Source organism: Pedococcus sp. P3_C7 (assembly GCF_056402615.1).
Genome location: NZ_JBFUHC010000007.1, coordinates 127,163 through 144,015, shown reverse-complemented (window position 1 = coordinate 144,015; position 16,853 = coordinate 127,163). Strand labels below are relative to the sequence as shown.

Sequence of the window (16,853 nt, the reverse complement as noted above, 5' to 3'; positions counted from 1 at the left end):
AGCAGCACTCGACGGCACCTGGCAACACTAGGAACCAACCACTGATTGGAGCCTCACCCATGGCCAGCACCTCCTCCCTCATCCTGCCCAGGCCCTCACGGCGACAGCTGCTCGTCGGAGCCACCGCCGTCGCAGCCGCAGGTCTCACGGCCACGCGCGCCTCCGCGAGCGCCGCGGCGGCACCCGCGGCGCCGGCATACATCCCGTCCCGCACCTCGCTTGCCGCGGACCCCGTTCGCGTCCGGACGTGGGCGGCCGACACGTGGCACAGCCTCGTGGCGATGACCGACGAGAAGACCGGACTGCCAGCGGACAACATCCCGGAGTCGCTCGGTGCGAAGGACCGCTCGGGTTACACGTCGCCGACCAACATCGGTGGCTACCTCTGGTCCGCCGTGGTCGCGCGCGAGCTCGGCATCATCTCCAAGGCCGAGTGCACCAAGCGCCTCATCCAGACCCTGACCACGGTGCTGCGCCTGAAGCACCACACCCCGAGCGGCCAGTTCTACAACTGGTACGACGAGGCATCAGGCGACGTCATCACCACGTGGCCGACCAACGGGAACACTGTCTACCCGTTCTGCTCCTCGGTCGACAACGGCTGGCTGGGTGCCGCCCTCAAGGTCGTCATGTCAGCCGACAAGGGCGCCGCACCGCTGGCCCGACGCATCTTCGGGCGGATGCGCTGGGACATGTACTACGACACCAACGCCGCACGGAAGCCCGGGCTCATCTACGGCGGCTTCTACCCCGGCACGCCGCCCGACACCGACAACTTCGCCCTCGGCAACACCATCGGCGTCGGCCCGGACGTCTGGTACACGAAGAACCACCACTACGACACCACGGTGTCCGAGACGCGCATCACGAGCTACCTCGGCATCATGACCGGGCAGATCCCCCCATCGCAGTACTTCGCGATGTGGCGCACCTTCCCCGGTGACTGCGGCTGGAACTGGCAGGAGATGCAGCCTGTCGGGCAGACCCGCACCTACCTGGGTGTCGAGGTCTTCGAGGGCGCCTACACCTACCGTGGCATGCACGTCGTGCCCGGCTGGGGCGGCAGCATGTTCGAGGAGCTCATGCCGGACATGTTCGTGCCCGAGTCGAGCTGGGCGCCGCGGTCCTGGGGTCTCAACCACCCGCTCCACGTGCGGTCCCAGCGGGAGCACGGGCTCATCGAGGCGGACTACGGCTACTGGGGCTTCTCCCCGTCGAGCAACCCCGTCGGCGGCTACCGCGAGTACGGCGTGGACGTGCTCGGCCTCAAGCCCGACGGCTACTTCTCCGACCAGGAGAACACCGACGTCAAGCTCGCCTACGACGGCTGTCGCGACGCGCAGAACCCCAACCCGACGTTCGGTGACGGCGTCGTGACCCCCCACGCGTCGTTCCTCGCGATGATGCACGAGCCCGCCCAGGCCTACACGAACCTCGCGAAGATCCAGGACGAGCTCAAGGCCTACGGCGAGGGCGGCTTCTTCGACGCCGTCGCCGTGCGGTCGGGCACGATCGCTCGCCGCTACCTCGCCCTCGACCAGGCCATGGTCTTGGGTGCGATCGGAAATGTCTTGGCCCCCCTGGCATCCCCTGATAGGCCGGGGGCACACGGCGCCGGAGACGACCCCCACAGGCACGACAAACACGACTGAGAGGTCACCATGCACCCGGTCAGGAAGACCAGCCCCGAGGGCGTCGAGTACCGCGACCTCAACGGGAACGACCGCATGGATCCGTTCGAGGACCCACGTCTGACCGTGGAGGAGCGGGTCGAGGACCTGCTGCCCCGGCTCTCCCTCGAGGAGAAGGTCGGCCTGATGTTCCAGACCGTCATCGAGGCGGGCGCGGACGGCACGGTCAAGGAGGCGGCGGGTGCCATCAGCAAGTCGGGCACCTCGGACGTGGTGCTGCGCAAGCACCTCACCCACTTCAACGTGCACGCCCTCGACGACGCCCGCATGGCCGCCCGCTGGCACAACGCGCTCCAGGCCATCGCCGAGAAGGCGCCGCACGGCATACCTGTCACGATCTCCACGGATCCTCGGCACGCGTTCATCGAAAACGCCGGTGCCTCCTTCGCCGCCAAGGCGTTCTCGCAGTGGCCCGAGTCGCTCGGACTCGCGGCCCTGCGCGACGCGGCGCTGGTGCGCGAGTTCGGTGACATCGCGCGCCAGGAGTACTGCGCCGTCGGCATCCGCGCCGCACTGCACCCCACCCTCGACCTCGCCACCGAGCCGCGGTGGGCTCGCCAGTCGGGCACCTTCGGCCAGGACCCTGACCTGGTGACCGAGTTGGCCGTGGCCTATCTCCAGGGCTTCCAACAGGATTCGCTCGGACCTGGCAGCGTCGCGTGCACGAGCAAGCACTTCCCGGGCGGCGGTCCGCAGAAGGACGGCGAGGACGCGCACTTCCCCTACGGACGCGAGCAGGTCTACCCCGGCGACCGGTTCGCCGACCACCTCAAGCCGTTCCCGCCGATCATCGCGGCCGGGACCGCGGCGATCATGCCCTACTACGGGATGCCCATCGCGCTCGAGGTCCACGGCGAGAAGATCGAGGAGGTCGGCTTCGGCTTCAACAAGCAGATCGTCACCGGCCTCCTGCGCGGCACGCTCGGCTATGACGGAGTCGTCGTCACCGACTGGGAGCTCGTCAACGACAACCACGTCGGTGACCAGGTGCTGCCCGCGCGTGCCTGGGGGGTCGAGCACCTCGACCCGGCGGCCCGGATGGAGCTGATCATCGAGGCCGGGTCGGACCAGTTCGGCGGCGAGGAGTGCGTCGAGCTCCTGCTCGACCTGGTCGCCGAGGGTCGGGTGGCCGAGTCACGCATCGACGAGTCGGTGCGCCGGCTGCTGGCCGTGAAGTTCCGGCTCGGACTGTTCGACGACCCGTTCGTCGATGAGGACGCCGCGGCAGAAACGGTGGGGCGCAAGGACTTCCGCGATGCTGGGTATGCCGCGCAGGCACGGTCGGTGACCATCCTCCAGAACGGTACGGACCGGCATGCCCCTGTGCTGCCGCTGTCCCGGGGCCAGCGCGTCTATGCCGAGAACGTGTCGCCGGAGGCCGTCGCCGTGCTCGGCGAGCAGGTCGACCGGCCCGACGATGCCGACATCGCGCTGGTGCGGCTGATGGCGCCGTTCGACCCGAGGTCCGACCTCTTCCTGGAGTCGTGGTTCCACCAGGGCTCGCTCGACTTCCCGCCGGGGCTGGTCTCGCGCCTGGCCCGGATCGCAGCCCACTGCCCGTTGGTCGTCGACGTGGTGCTGGACCGACCCGCCGTCCTCACCCCGCTGCTGCCCCTGACCAGCGCACTCGTGGGCAGCTACGGCACGAGCGACGAGGCCCTGGTCGATGCGCTGACCGGCACGGTCGCGCCGGTGGGCCGCCTGCCCTTCGACCTGCCGCGCTCCATGGAGCAGGTCCGCCGGCACGGCGAGGACGTCCCCGGGTACGACGACCCGTTGTTCGCCTTCGGGCACGGTCTGGCGGTCATCCCTACCGTTTGACCGTCCCACCCTTTATGTTTAGGCCGTGAATCCATCCCAGGCGGCTCCCGGCTCGCAGGCGTCCCTGCGTGAAGCCAACCGGCTGCGTGTCCTCGAGGCGCTGCGGGACCAGGGCGCCATGACACAGGTGGAGATTGCCGGGTTCACCGGGCTCAGCCCGGCGACGGTCTCCAACATGGTCAAGGAGCTGGACACCTCCGGCGCGGTCGAGCTCGAGCCGAGCATCAGGAACGGCCGGCGGGCAGTCCTGGTGTCGCTGGCGACCGGCAGCGTACTCATCGCCGGCATCGCCTTCGGCGACCGCGACGTGCGGGTCGCGCTCGGCACCGGGCCGCGGAACATCATCGGGCGACAGCGGATGCCGCTACCCGCCGACCACGCAGCCGACGAGGGGATGGACCGGGCATCGCGCCTGCTGCTCGACCTGGTCGAGAAGGCCGGCAAGACGATGGCGGACGTCCGCGCGGTCGGTGTGGGCATCCCGGCACCCGTCGACTCCGTCTCTGGTCAGGTGGGGAGCGAGAGCATCCTGCCCGGCTGGCGCGGTGTGGCCGTCGCATCCGAGATGCAGGGGCGGATCCAGGCCCCCGTGACGGTTGACAACACGTCGAACCTGGCGGCGCTGGGGGAACTCAGATGCGGTGTGCTGCAAGGGGTTCAGCACGGTGTCTACATCAAGCTCTCGTACGGTGTCGGAGCCGGCCTGATCCTCGACGGTGACCTCTTCCGGGGCGCCGCCGGGACGGCCGGGGAGATTGGGCACCTCACGATCGACGAGAACGGCCCCGTCTGCCGCTGTGGCAACCGGGGATGCCTGGAGACCTACATCGGGGCGCGCGGGCTGCTCGACGCGTTGGCCTCCTCGCACGGTCCGTTGAGCCTGCGTGACGTGATCACGCGCGCGCTGGACGGAGACCCGGGCTGCAAGCGTGTGCTCGAGGATGCCGGTCGGCACCTCGGGGTCGCCGTCGCGGGCCTGGTCAACCTGCTCAACCCTGAGGTCATCGTGCTCGGGGGGCAGCTGTCCAGGGTCGGCTCGATCATCATCAGCCCGATGCGTGCGTCGCTCGAGCGCTGCGCCATCCCGAGTGCTGCCGCCTCGGTCGTGGTGCGCGAGAGCGAGCTCGACACGGATGCCGACGTGGTCGGCGCCCTGGTGTGCGCAGCGGCTCTGCTGCCGGCCAACGCAGGGGTCTTGGCGACCGCCGTACCCATTTCTTGAATTCAACCCTTGACCCCATTTCTTGAATTCAACTCTTGACGTCAACGGTCAGGCCGCGCTTAACTCAGTGCACGCCCGCACCAACGTGGTTGTCGGCGCCTGACCAAGGGAGTTCAGCTATGCCCACCCGTTCCATTCGTCTCGCCGGGGCCGCGCTAGTGGCTGGCCTCGGCCTCGCGTCGCTCGCCGCGTGTGGCGGCAGCGGTGACTCCGGCTCCGGCACCAGCTCATCATCGTCCGGTGGCGGTGCAAAGCAGACCATCGCCCTCCTCCTGCCCGAGTCCAAGACCACGCGCTACGAGACCTTCGACCGCCCGCTGTTCGAGGCTGCCGTCAAGAAGGGCTGCGCAGACTGCAAGATCATCTACAGCAACGCCGACCAGGACCCGGCCAAGCAGCAGCAGCAGGCCGAGGCCGCGCTGACCCAGGGCGCCAACGTCCTCGTCCTCGACCCGGTCGACGGCAAGGCTGCTGCCGCGGTGGTCGCCAGTGCCAAGGGCCAGGGCGTTCCCGTCGTCGCCTACGACCGGTTCATCGCCGGCGCGGACTACTACGTCTCCTTCGACAACGAGACCGTCGGCAAGATCCAGGCCCAGACCCTGGTCGACACGATCAAGGCCGGGGGCAAGACCTCGGGTGACATCGTGATGATCAACGGCGCGCCGACCGACCCCAACGCCGCCAGCTTCAAGAAGGGCGCCCACAGCGTCCTCGACGGCAGCGGCTTCAAGATCGCGGCCGAGTACGACACCCCGGACTGGAGCCCCGACAAGGCACAGGCCTGGATGGAGGGCCAGATCTCGGCCGTCAAGGGCAACCTCGTCGGCGTGTATGCCGCGAACGACGGCACCGGCGGTGGCGCGATCGCAGCGCTCAAGGCCGGTGGCGTGAACCCGCTCCCGCCCGTCACGGGTCAGGACTCCGAGCTCGCCGCGATCCAGCGGATCCTCGCCGGTGACCAGGCCATGACCATCTACAAGCCGGTCCCGCCGGAGGCCGAGGCCGCCGCCAAGGCTGCCATCGCGCTGGCGAACAAGCAGAAGCCCGAATCGACCGGCGACACCGACGGTGTCCCCTCGACCATCCTCGACCCGATCGCGGTCACCAAGGACAAGGTCAAGGACACCATCATCAAGGACAACGTCTACAAGATCACGGACCTCTGCTCCGGTGCTTTCGCGGCGGTCTGCGCCAAGGCAGGCTTGAGCTGACGCACCCGCACCAGCGGGTGGGAGCAGCGCCTCGGCGCCGTTCCCACCCGCCGGTGCACGCGGCATACCGACACGACGGACCCGTTCCGACGCAACGGCATTCGCACTCGCTCCGGCTCCACCGAACCACACGAAGGACTGACATGACCGCGACCCTCGCACCGCCGACGACAGCCGTCCTGGCGCTCACCGGCATCTCCAAGCACTTCGGCGCCGTCCAGGCACTCAAGGACATCGACTTCGACGTGAACTCGGGCGAGGTCGTGGCCCTGGTGGGCGACAACGGCGCGGGGAAGTCGACGCTCGTCAAGACGATCGCCGGCGTCTACGCCCCCGACGAGGGCCAGATGACGTTCGACGGCAAGGCCGCCAGCGTCGCCAGCCCGGCGGAGGCCCAACACCTCGGCATCGCGACGGTCTTCCAGGACCTGGCGCTCTGCGACAACCTGGACGTCGTCGCCAACCTCTTCCTCGGCCGGGAGCTCTATCGCGGCCGTGCCCTCGACGAGGTGACGATGGAGCAGGAGTCCTGGCGGCTGCTGCGCCAGCTCAGTGCCAAGATCCCCTCGGTGCGCATCCCGGTCGCCAGCCTCTCCGGTGGCCAGCGCCAGACCGTGGCCATCGCCCGGTCGCTGCTCGGGGCGCCCAAGGTGGTCATGCTCGACGAGCCGACCGCGGCTCTCGGCGTCGCCCAGACCGCCGAGGTGCTGAACCTCGTGGAACGCCTGCGGGAGAACGGACTCGGGGTCATCCTGATCAGCCACAACATGTCCGACGTGATGGCCGTCGCCGACCGCGTGAGCGTGCTGCGCCTCGGTCGCAACAACGGCACGTTCAACGTCAGCCAGACCACCAGCCAGGAGATCATCGCCGCGATCACGGGTGCGACGACGAACGCCGTCTCCCAGCGGGCCGCCCGCCGCGCGGTCACTCCCGAACCCGCAGACACGACTGGCGCAGAGACCACAGGCCCAGCGGCCACCGGTCCCGCTGCCACCTCGGAGGAGCAGTCATGAGCACCCCCACGCCCACCCCCGAGGCGCAGGCCCTGGACGCCACGGCCGCGCTGCCCGCCGACCTGCAGGACGAGCGGCTGATCGCGTCGCAGGGCATCGGCGGCTTCCTGCGCGCGTTCCTGTCGCGGCTGCGCAGTGGTGACCTCGGGTCGCTGCCCGTCGTCGTCGGCCTCATCGTCATCTGGGGCGTCTTCGCCCTGCGCAACGACGCCTTCCTGTCCAGCCGCAACCTCGTGAACCTCACCCAGCAGAGCGTTCCCACGGGGATCATCGCGCTCGGGATCGTGCTGGTGCTCCTGCTGGGCGAGATCGACCTGTCGGTCGGCTCGATCAGCGGGTTGTCGGCCGCCATCCTGGCCGTTGGCTTCGTCGGCCACGGGTGGTCGCTGCCCCTCGCGATCATCGCCTCCCTCGTTGCGGGTGCGGTCATCGGCGGGGTCTACGGCGTGCTCTACACGCGGTTCGGCGTGCCCAGCTTCGTCATCACCCTGGCTGGACTCCTCGGCTTCCTGGGCCTGCAGCTCAAGGTCCTCGGGAAGGAGGGGTCGATCAACATCCCCTTCGACTCCGCGATCGTGAAGTTCTCCGCCCTGAAGTTCCTTCCCGATGCGGTGGCCTACCTGATCGTCGTCGCTGCGGTGCTCATCTACGCGGCCCTGCGCCTGCGTTCCAACCAGCGTCGCGCTGCCGCGGGTCTGTCCACGACACCGGTCGTCACGGTGGCGCTGCGTTCCGTGGCGCTCCTGCTGCTCCTGGGCATCCCGGTCTACGTGCTCAACCGGGACCGTGGCGTGTCCTACATGTTCGTGCTCTTCCTCGCGCTCGTGGTCATCTTCGACTTCGTCATCCGGCGCACGTCGTGGGGTCGATCGGTGCTGGCGATCGGCGGCAACGTCGAGGCCGCCCGTCGCGCGGGCATCAACGTCAAGCGCATCTACGTCACCGTCTTCGTGTTCTGCTCGACCCTCGCGGCCCTCGGTGGCCTCCTCGCAGCCGGTCGCCTGGCGGCCGCCAACCAGAGCAGCGGCGGCGGCGACGTCAACCTGAACGCGATCGCGGCCGCTGTCATCGGTGGTACGTCGCTGTTCGGCGGGCGTGGCTCGGCCTACTCCGCCCTGCTCGGCATCCTCGTGATCCAGTCGATCTCGAACGGCCTGAGCCTGGTCAACCTCGGCTCGCCCGAGCGCTACATGATCACCGGCGGCGTCCTGCTGCTCGCCGTCATCGTCGACTCATGCCGGGTGGTTACCACCCGGCATACCCCTCCTCGCGCCCGTCCCACCTTTATCGGGTGACCCGATAAAGGGCGGCTTCACCCGGAAACGGTTTCCGGGTGAAGCCGCCCTTAGTCCCTCAACCCGATAAAGGTGTGATCAGGGGGTGGCGAGGTGGTCTGCGGCCTGGCGCTGGGACCAGGCCCGGTCGGCGGCATCGATGCTGGCGCGCGAGTGGAGATCTACACCGGCGCGCTTGGCCGCCGCCCTGGCGGCAGCCGTCGTCAGGTCGGGCGCGCGGAACTGCTCAGGCGTGATCGAGGCGTCGACGCCTGCGTAGCGACGCTGTTGGCTGGCGAGGCGGTCGGCCGACAGCTCGGCCTTGCGCAGGCTGACAGCGGTGACCATGAACGCGCTCCCCGTCAGGGGGGTGCTCACGAGCGGGGCGTAGCCGTCGCGGTGACCGGCGACGTTGGGGTGGTAGCTCTCACCGACCGGGTTCGACAGCCCGTTGAGCCATTCGACGTCGTCGCACACGGCGTGGCCCACGAAGCGGCTGGTGGGATTGGCGAAGCTGAAACCCTTGGCGCTCGCCTGGGTCGACGTCTTGCTGTTGAGCAGGTCGGCGGTCTGGTTGAGCCGGGACTCCTCGGCGGGGGAGAACCAGGTGAAGGCGTTGCAGTCCTCACCCTGGAAGATCCGGGGGTAGCCGACCACGACCACCTTGGCGTTCGGCGCCTTGGCCCTGATCGAGGCATAGAGGGTCGAGAGCCTCGCGGGAAGGGTGCTGTTGATGATGGACTGCGCGGCGTCGATCGCCCCGTTGCAGTCGCTCATCCAGCCCGGCTTGGCACACTCGGTGAGGACGTCCGCGAACCCCGCGTCGTTGCCACCGACCGAGATGGAGACCTGCGTGGTGGCGGCAGACAGTGCGCTCAGCTGGGTGTTGGTGACGTCGGCGACCTTGGCACCAGAGCAGGCCCGGAAGTTCAGGGTCAGCCCCTTGCTTGCCGAGATGAGCGACGGGTAGGCGTAGACCGAGCGCTGGCACGAGGTGCCGTCGTTGATGTACGTCCGGGTCCCGGTCCCGGATGAGTACGAGTCGCCCAGTGCCACATAGGAGTTCGCAGCCTGCGCCGGTGCTGCCGAGACAGTGAGGGCTGCCGCGGCACCCAGTGCCGCGATCACGCCGAATGCGCGGGTCATCGCCATTGACAGCTCCCTGCGGTCCAGTGGATCGGTGAATGCACAGTAGGGCTGCCAGGACCGTGGTGAGCGCCCAGCGCGAAGTCGGGACGAACCCTTGTCAACTTCATACCTGCCGCAGGGGGTTCGCGCTCACCTTCGTGGGGAGCTACCCGTCGGCCACCGAGCCAGTCGACGTGCCCACGCGGATCCGGTTGCCGTCGGGGTCGACCAGCTCGGTGTCGCGCGCCCACGGGTTGTCCTCGACGACCGTGCCGAACTCGGCCGCCACGGCGTCGACGTCGTCGACCCACAGGTAGGCCAACCCGCCCGGCCTGGCGTCGCCGAGGTGCTCGGACAGGTGGACGTGGACATCGCCACGACGGACGATCAGGTAGACCGGCATACCGGGCCCGAACCGGTGCGCGCTCACCTGCTCGAACCCGAGCCGCTCGTACCACGGCAGGGCCGCGAACGCGTCGGCCACCCGCAGGATCGGGCTGATGCTCTCGGTCAACGGGACCTCCTCGGACGGGCGCGGTGCTGGTGGGTGGCCGCCGAGATCATCTTCGCAGGGACTGCCCCCGACCGCCCGGTTCTCCGGTATGGCGAAAGGTGTGCGTGATCGGCCCCTGACCTGCGCAAACGCCAGGTTCTGAGTGGCGGCTCAGGGCTGCGTGGCATAGGAATGGGGAAGCGGCGTGACACGGCGTCGCTCGACGACAGGGAGAACCAGCCATGACCGAAACCCCCCTGAACGAAGCAAGCGACGACGAGGCCGGCATCGGACCGTCTGAAGGTGGTGCGGCCGGTATGCCGGGCAGCGCCGACGACGGTGGCGCGGACGGTGGAGCCGACGGCGGCGCGGGCGAGGGCCCGGCCGATGGTGGCGCGGACGCCGGTGGCCACGACGGTGGCGCGGACGGTGGAGCCGACGGCGGCGCGGACGGCGGAGCCGGGGAAGGTCCCGCGGATGGCGGCGCGAACCCCGACGGGCACGACGGTGGCGCCGACGGCGGTGCAGACGCCCAGGCGTAGCGATCCCGACCTTCCGTCGGTGACTCGGTGACGACCACGTCGCCGCACCGGGTGCCCGCCACCAGCGGTGGGCACCCGGTGCTGTCACGACTGCTGGCCGTCGCTCCGGCCGAGTTCGCGCAGCGCTACTGGTCGCGCGAACCCCTGCTCAGCCGAGCGGCCGACCTGCCGAGGTCCTTCGACGACCTCTTCTCCGCCGATGCCGTCGACGAGCTCGTCTCCGGTCGTGGGCTACGAACACCGTTCCTGCGCATGGCGCGTGAGGGGACCACGCTCGAGGACCGCAGCTTCACCCGCGGCGGAGGGATCGGCGCCGCCATCGGTGACCAGGCCAGCGACGACGCGGTCCTGCACCACTTCTCCGAGGGTGCGACGTTGGTCCTTCAGGGGCTGCACCGGACCTGGCGCCCGATCATCGACTTCTCCCAGGCCCTCGCGGCCGAGCTCGGTCACCCGGTGCAGGTGAACGCCTACGTCACCCCACCCGAGAACACCGGCTTCAGTGACCACTACGACGTGCACGACGTGTTCGTCCTGCAGGTTGCGGGCGAGAAGAGGTGGCGGATCCGCCCACCCGTGCACGAGCTGCCGCTGCGCGACGAGCCGTGGACGGACCGGCGAGCTGCCGTCGAGGAGGCTGCCCACGACCGCCCCCTCATCGAGGAGACCTTCGCCCCGGGTGACTGCCTCTACCTTCCCAGGGGATACCTCCACTCGGCCACGGCCCTGGGGGGTACGAGCATCCACCTCACCATCGGCGTCCATTCGTGGACCCGACGCCACGTGGCGGACGAGCTCGTTCGCGCCGCCGTGACCCGCGCCAGCCAGTCCCTCGAGCTGAGGTCGGCCCTGCCGGTGGGCACGGACCTGGTCGCGGCCGGTGCTGCCACCGACGACGTCGAAGCCGTCCGTGCCGCCCTGATCGAGGCGCTTGCGGAGGTCGACGCCGCCGACCTCCGCAACGGCCTGGCCGGTGCGGCCCGCGCCGCCCAGCGCCCGGCACCGTTGGCGCCGTTGGCCCAGGCCGAGGCGGCCCGTGCCCTCACCGAGTCGTCGCGGGTCGAGCTGCGCGCCCACGTGACGGCCGCCCTCGTGCCGGCCGCCGGAGGCCGTACGGTCCTGCGCAGCCGAACCGGAGCGCTTCCCGTCGAGCGAGCCGACCTGGCTGCCGTGGAGCAGCTCCTGGCCTCTGGCTCCGCGACTGTGGGGGAGCTCGGGCTGGACCTCGCCCGGACCCTGATGCGCTCCGGCGTCGTCGTCCCCGGATGACGACTCCCCGGTGCTCGACGTCTGCCCGGCGTCGGGGCGACCCGCTGGTGGGCACCGCGGCTCCGGCCGTGCGGTGGCTCCTCGTCGAGCACCCCGGCGGATGGGCACCAGCAGCGCTCGACAGCCCTGGCATCGACGCCGCGGTCGCGGATCGCCTGCATCGGACCGCCCTGGACGTCGGTGGCAGGGTCGTGCTGATCCGCCGACCCGGCCGGCCCGTCGTCCCGCGACCTCCGGAGCAGCGCCGCTGGACCGTTCTCGACCTCGACGGCCGACAGCAGTGGGGCACCTGGGGGCGGTCGGAGGACCTGCTCGCCGCCGGCTCGGCCCTGCTGCACGGACCCGCCGGCAGGGTCGGCGGCCACCCGCCCGACCCGCTCTTCCTGGTCTGCACGCATGGCAGGCACGACCTCTGCTGTGCGGTCAGGGGGCGTCCGGTCGCTCAGGCGCTCGCGGTCCGCTGGCCGCAACAGACCTGGGAGTGCACCCACATAGGCGGCGACCGGTTCGCCGCCAACCTGCTGGTCGTCCCCGACGGCACCGTCTATGGCGGCCTCGACGCGGCCAGCGCCGTCGACGTGTTGCAGGGCCACCTCTCAGGGTCTGTGGACGTCGAGCACCTGCGCGGGTTCTCGGCCCACCGACCCCCCGTGCAGGCCGCCCTCGCTGCGGTTCTGCGCGCCCACGGTCCGGCGGCGGCCGGTGACGTGCTGCCCGGCGAGGTGGTCACGGACGGCGAGGTGTGGCGCGTCGAGGTGCTGGGCCGAGGAGCCGTGCCGGCGCGGTCGGCGGTGACCGTCCGCCGCACCAGCCAGGCCGCCGCCCGGCTCACCTGCCGGGCCGAGGCCGACGCCACGGCCTACACGTGGACTGCCGTGGTCGCCGGCCCCGCCGGCTAGGACCGGCCGACCCGGAGGGGGCAGGAGGGCCAGGCTGGCAAGGAGGGGCCAGGAGGGCCCGCCCCGTCCCGGAGAGACGGGTTTCAGCGTGGCGTTGCGGTCACGCGTTCCCTGGTCTGCTCCACGGTGGGACCGCAGGTCCGGGTCGGCTTCGCGGCTCCGGGCGTCCCGGCGCCGGCGCCCTCGCCCTCGCCGGCCGGCGGTCCAGCTTCGGGTGCACGGTCCTCGATCCTCGACCCGTTGATCAGGGTCACGTCGTCGTAGGCGGGGCGTCCTTCGATGACGTTGCGGAACTGGTAGCGCGTGAGTGAGGCCAGTCGGCAGTCGGTGCCGAACGTCGCGATGTCGAACGCGGACGGCTGGCCGGTGAGCTCGCCGGCGTCGCCCTTGTCGCCGTTGCCGGCAGCACCTGTGTCCTCGCTCGCGATGAAGTGGCTGAACGGTCCACCGCCGGTGAAGGTGCCGACTCCGATCCGTGACCCCTCGAGCTGCGTGGCGTGCAGGTGGCCGTTGACCCGGATGCCTGCCCGGGCAACGTCCTTGGCCGCCGACGGCTCGTGGGAGACGACGATGTCCGGGGCGGCGAGGTCCGCCATGGCGGCGTTGAACCGCGCTGCCGCCGGCCTCTGCTTGGCGGCGTTGTTGGTGTTGTCGTCGCCGAACCACCGAGGGTCGTTGAACCCGGCGATCCGCAGGCCGTGGATGCTCTCGACCGTGTAGGTCTGAGCGTCGGGCTCGAGCAGCACGACGTTCCGGATGGAGGCGAGCCGGTCCAGCACCTCACGGTCGACGTCGGACCGTCCGTCGTGGTTGCCCTTGACGAAGAGGTACGGCACCCCCAGGGAGGCGATTCCCTTGAAGAGGTCGGCCGCATCCGCCTCCGTGGCGCTGCCGAAGTTCACCAGGTCACCGGAGTCGATGACCGCGTCGATCCGCTCCTGCTCGACGATGGTCTTCATGAGGGCGTACTGGTTGGCGCCGTGGATGTCCGACACGAGCAGGATCCGCGCGGCGACCGGCTGGCCGAGCACCTGCGGTGAGTACTTGTCCTGGAGCGCGGCCGAGAGCGCGAGCAGGTTCTTGAGGTAGGGCGTGACCTGCTCGGCCCTGGTCTCGACTCCCTCCAGCAGGTCGGCGTTGCGCTGGACCGTCCCGAGGATCCCTGTGGTGGTGAAGCTGTCGAGCCGTTCGGGCTGGTAGGTCACCCCGATCACCCCGAACGTCGCGACGCAGGAGGAGACCCACACGGAGGCGACCACCGCGCTCCACCGCACCCGCGGCGCGCGTCGCCGCCACGCGGCATACCCGCCGAGGCCGAGGAGGGCCACGACGAGGGCACCGGCGGCGAACCGCCAGCCCAGGGCGATCGCGCCACCGCGGGCGGCGCGCTCGAGCTCGAGGGGACCGGGCTGGAGGGACTGGACCGAGATGTTGGGACGCGCGAGGAGATCGGTGATGCGTTCCTTGACGTGCACCTGGGCGACCACGCCGGGTGCCGGCACCAGTCCCGCGAAGTCCATCCGGATGTCGCCGAAGATGGTCGGGCTCTGGATGGCGGAGACGTCGCCGGGGTTCAGCGACAGCCGCAGGTCGGCGCCGTAGTTGAGGGTGTCGGCGCTGCTCGGGAAGAGCGTCGTCGCGGCCACGCCGCCGCTGTTGCAGGCGACGAAGAGGACGATCAGGGCGCCGAGCCGCAGCAGCCACCGGGACACACGCCGCCACCGACGTGGGCTCTCGGGGGGCGTGCTCACCTCTCCACCGTAACGGGCGGCGCCGGTGGCCCCACGGTCACCAGCCCCGCCTCCTCCCGCCTCCTCCATGCCGCACCCTCGGGGCCTCCTAGGCTTGGGGTATGCCGCGCAGCCTGGGAACGCTCGAGGGCCGCACCTTCGCGGCGGTGTTGTTCGACATGGACGGGACGCTGATCGACTCGATTCCCGTGGTGGTCCGGTCCTGGCTGCGCTGGGCGCAGGAGGAGGGTGTCGACCCCGGCCGGCTGAACGGCTTCCACGGTGTGCCGGCGCGGGGCATCATCACGGCGTTGCTGCCGGTGGAGCGCGTCGACGCCGCCTTCGACCGGATCGAGGCGATCGAGATCGCGGACACCGAGGGCATCGCGATCCTTCCCGGCGCGCTCGACGCGCTCACCACCCTGCGCGCCGCGGGGGCCGACGGCCGCGACCTGGCGGCGATCGCCACCTCGTGCACGACCCCGCTGGCCACCGCGAGGATCGCCGCGACAGGGGTTCCGGCACCAGCTGTCGTCGTGACCGCGAGCGACGTGGCCCGGGGCAAGCCGCACCCCGACCCCTTCCTGCTCGCAGCCGCACGGCTGGGGGTCGACCCGGCCGACTGCCTCGTGGTGGAGGACGCGCCCGGCGGGCTCGAAGCAGCCCGGGCGGCTGGGTGTGCGACGCTCGCCGTCACGACCACGACGGCTCGCGCCGAGCTCGTCGCGGACGCGGTGGTCGACGACCTGGGCGACGTGCGGTTCGTCGTCGAGTCCGGTCGCGTTCGCCTCACGGACCGCCCCCGGGTGACCGACCCCGTGTGACCGATCCCTTGTGACCGAACCCGCGGTGACCGCCTGCGCCATAGGGTGCGGTCATGGACGCTGACGTCATCGTGGTCGGAGCCGGACTGTCCGGACTCGTCGCTGCTGCCGAGATCGCCGATGCCGGGCGCCGGGTCCTGGTCGTCGACCAGGAGAGTGCGGCGAACCTCGGCGGGCAGGCGCACTGGTCGTTCGGTGGGCTGTTCCTCGTGGACAGCCCCGAGCAGCGACGGATGGGCATCAAGGACACCGTCGACCTGGCCTGGCAGGACTGGCAGGGCTCGGCGGGTTTCGACCGGCTCGACGACGAGGACAAGTGGGGCGCCCAGTGGGCCCGCGCCTACGTCGACTTCGCGGCCGGGGAGAAGCGGTCCTGGCTGCACGAGCAGGGCATGCGGTTCTTCCCCGTCGTCGGCTGGGCCGAGCGCGGCGACGGGTCCGCGTCGGGGCACGGCAACTCGGTGCCGCGGTTCCACATCGTCTGGGGGACCGGGCCCGGGGTGCTGGCGCCGTTCCTGAGGCGCGTCGCCGAGCACGTCGCAGCGGGCCGCGTCGAGCTGCGGCACCGGCACCAGGTCGACGAGCTGATCACCTCCGACGGCACCGTCACCGGGGTCCGGGGCACGCTCCTGGCTGCCGACGATGCCTCACGGGGCCGGCCCACCAACCGGGACGCCATCGGCGAGTTCGACCTCACGGCGCAGGCGGTCGTGGTCACCAGCGGCGGCATCGGCGCCAACCACGACCTGGTCCGCGCCAACTGGCCCGAACGGCTGGGCTGCGCGCCCGAGCACATGCTCACGGGGGTCCCGGCGCACGTCGACGGCCGGATGCTGGCCATCACCGAGGCCGCGGGTGGGCGCCTGGTCAACCGTGACCGGATGTGGCACTACGTCGAGGGCATCGAGAACTGGGACCCCATCTGGCCGTCCCACGCCATCCGCATCCTGCCCGGGCCGAGCTCCCTGTGGTTCGACGGGAACGGCGATCGGCTGCCGGCCCCGCTCTTTCCCGGCTTCGACACGCTCGGCACGTTGTCGCACCTGCGCCGGACCGGGCACGACCACAGCTGGTTCATCCTCACGAAGAAGATCATCGGCAAGGAGTTCGCGCTCTCCGGTTCGGAGCAGAACCCCGACCTCACCGGCAAGTCGGTCAAGGACGTGCTCGGGCGTGCCCGGGCCGACATGCCCGGACCGGTGCGCGCGTTCCTCGACAAGGGCGCCGACTTCGTCTCGGCCGACACCCTCGGCGAGCTCGTCGCCAAGATGAACGCGCTCACCCCCGACGCCCCCCTCGACCTGGCCCACCTCGAACGCCAGATCGTCGACCGTGACCGGCAGATCGACAACGACTTCTGCAAGGACGCCCAGGTGACCGCCGTGCGTGGGGCGCGGAACTACCGTGGTGACAAGCTGATCCGCACGGCGTCACCACACCGCATCCTCGACCCCAAGGCCGGCCCGCTCATCGCGGTGCGCCTCAACATCCTCACCCGCAAGACCCTCGGCGGCCTCGAGACCGACCTCTCTTCGCGCGTCCTGTCCGCGTCGGGTGAGCCGGTGCCCGGCCTGTATGCCGCGGGCGAGGTTGCCGGGTTCGGCGGCGGTGGGGTGCACGGGTACCGCGCGCTCGAAGGCACCTTCCTCGGCGGCTGCATCTTCTCCGGGCGCACCGCAGGCAGGGCCGCCGCCGCCGCCGTCAGCTGACCGCGGGTCGCCGGTTCAGCGAGC

14 protein-coding genes are annotated in these 16,853 nt (G+C 70.5%); 11 read left to right on the top strand and 3 right to left on the bottom strand.

What is annotated here, in order from left to right; all coding sequences use genetic code 11:
- Positions 1 to 59: 59 nt before the first annotated feature.
- The 6 genes from AC1DS4_RS11285 (at position 60) to AC1DS4_RS11260 (ending at position 8,256) form a co-directional block, all read left to right on the top strand.
- On the top strand, positions 60 to 1,652 hold the full coding sequence (locus AC1DS4_RS11285) for a glucoamylase family protein (RefSeq protein ID WP_477646038.1): 1,593 nt from the start codon (positions 60 to 62) through the stop codon (positions 1,650 to 1,652).
- 9 nt (positions 1,653 to 1,661) lie between these two features.
- Positions 1,662 to 3,512 (top strand): glycoside hydrolase family 3 protein, encoded by a 1,851-nt coding sequence (locus tag AC1DS4_RS11280; protein ID WP_477624536.1) that lies wholly within the window; start codon positions 1,662 to 1,664, stop codon positions 3,510 to 3,512.
- A gap of 25 nt (positions 3,513 to 3,537) precedes the next feature.
- Positions 3,538 to 4,734, top strand: a complete 1,197-nt coding sequence (locus AC1DS4_RS11275; protein WP_477624535.1) for an ROK family transcriptional regulator — start codon at positions 3,538 to 3,540, stop codon at positions 4,732 to 4,734.
- Between the two features lie 119 nt (positions 4,735 to 4,853).
- Positions 4,854 to 5,945 carry an ABC transporter substrate-binding protein gene (locus AC1DS4_RS11270; RefSeq protein WP_477632839.1) on the top strand — a complete coding sequence of 364 codons (1,092 nt, stop codon included), beginning with the start codon at positions 4,854 to 4,856 and terminating at the stop codon, positions 5,943 to 5,945.
- 143 nt (positions 5,946 to 6,088) lie between these two features.
- Entirely contained in the window at positions 6,089 to 6,961 is an 873-nt protein-coding gene (locus AC1DS4_RS11265; RefSeq protein ID WP_477632838.1) for an ATP-binding cassette domain-containing protein, read from the top strand.
- The gene (locus tag AC1DS4_RS11260) at positions 6,958 to 8,256 is read left to right on the top strand and encodes a sugar ABC transporter permease (RefSeq protein ID WP_477646037.1); all 1,299 of its coding nucleotides are present in this window, start codon (positions 6,958 to 6,960) and stop codon (positions 8,254 to 8,256) included. Before AC1DS4_RS11265 ends, AC1DS4_RS11260 begins: the two co-directional genes overlap by 4 nt.
- Positions 8,257 to 8,334: 78 nt before the next feature.
- On the opposite strand, the gene AC1DS4_RS11255 is transcribed toward AC1DS4_RS11260, so the two are convergent.
- Together AC1DS4_RS11255 and AC1DS4_RS11250 are read right to left on the bottom strand one after the other, a co-directional pair.
- On the bottom strand, positions 8,335 to 9,387 hold the full coding sequence (locus tag AC1DS4_RS11255) for an SGNH/GDSL hydrolase family protein (protein WP_477632837.1): 1,053 nt from the start codon (positions 9,385 to 9,387) through the stop codon (positions 8,335 to 8,337).
- A 142-nt stretch (positions 9,388 to 9,529) separates the two neighbouring features.
- Positions 9,530 to 9,877: a glyoxalase superfamily protein gene (locus AC1DS4_RS11250; RefSeq protein WP_477614144.1), complete on the bottom strand. Its 348-nt coding sequence runs from the start codon at positions 9,875 to 9,877 to the stop codon at positions 9,530 to 9,532.
- A 221-nt stretch (positions 9,878 to 10,098) separates the two neighbouring features.
- On the opposite strand from AC1DS4_RS11250, the gene AC1DS4_RS11245 reads away from it, so the two are divergent.
- Genes AC1DS4_RS11245 through AC1DS4_RS11235 form a run of 3 tightly spaced genes read left to right on the top strand, consistent with a single transcriptional unit; the run spans position 10,099 to position 12,566 of the window.
- A complete protein-coding gene (locus AC1DS4_RS11245) occupies positions 10,099 to 10,398 on the top strand; it encodes a hypothetical protein (protein ID WP_477632836.1) in 300 nt (99 codons plus the stop codon).
- A gap of 27 nt (positions 10,399 to 10,425) precedes the next feature.
- Positions 10,426 to 11,667, top strand: coding sequence for a cupin domain-containing protein (locus tag AC1DS4_RS11240; RefSeq protein ID WP_477632835.1), 1,242 nt, complete (start codon positions 10,426 to 10,428; stop codon positions 11,665 to 11,667).
- Positions 11,664 to 12,566: a sucrase ferredoxin gene (locus tag AC1DS4_RS11235; RefSeq protein WP_477632834.1), complete on the top strand. Its 903-nt coding sequence runs from the start codon at positions 11,664 to 11,666 to the stop codon at positions 12,564 to 12,566. Before AC1DS4_RS11240 ends, AC1DS4_RS11235 begins: the two co-directional genes overlap by 4 nt.
- Positions 12,567 to 12,649: 83 nt before the next feature.
- Here the strand turns inward: AC1DS4_RS11235 and AC1DS4_RS11230 are convergent, their stop codons facing one another.
- Positions 12,650 to 14,317 carry a metallophosphoesterase family protein gene (locus AC1DS4_RS11230; RefSeq protein WP_477632833.1) on the bottom strand — a complete coding sequence of 556 codons (1,668 nt, stop codon included), beginning with the start codon at positions 14,315 to 14,317 and terminating at the stop codon, positions 12,650 to 12,652.
- 101 nt (positions 14,318 to 14,418) lie between these two features.
- Between AC1DS4_RS11230 and AC1DS4_RS11225 the strand changes: the two genes are divergently transcribed.
- A complete protein-coding gene (locus AC1DS4_RS11225; RefSeq protein WP_477632832.1) occupies positions 14,419 to 15,120 on the top strand; it encodes an HAD-IA family hydrolase in 702 nt (233 codons plus the stop codon).
- 53 nt (positions 15,121 to 15,173) lie between these two features.
- Positions 15,174 to 16,829 (top strand): FAD-binding dehydrogenase, encoded by a 1,656-nt coding sequence (locus tag AC1DS4_RS11220; RefSeq protein WP_477632831.1) that lies wholly within the window; start codon positions 15,174 to 15,176, stop codon positions 16,827 to 16,829.
- Positions 16,830 to 16,853: the final 24 nt, after the last annotated feature.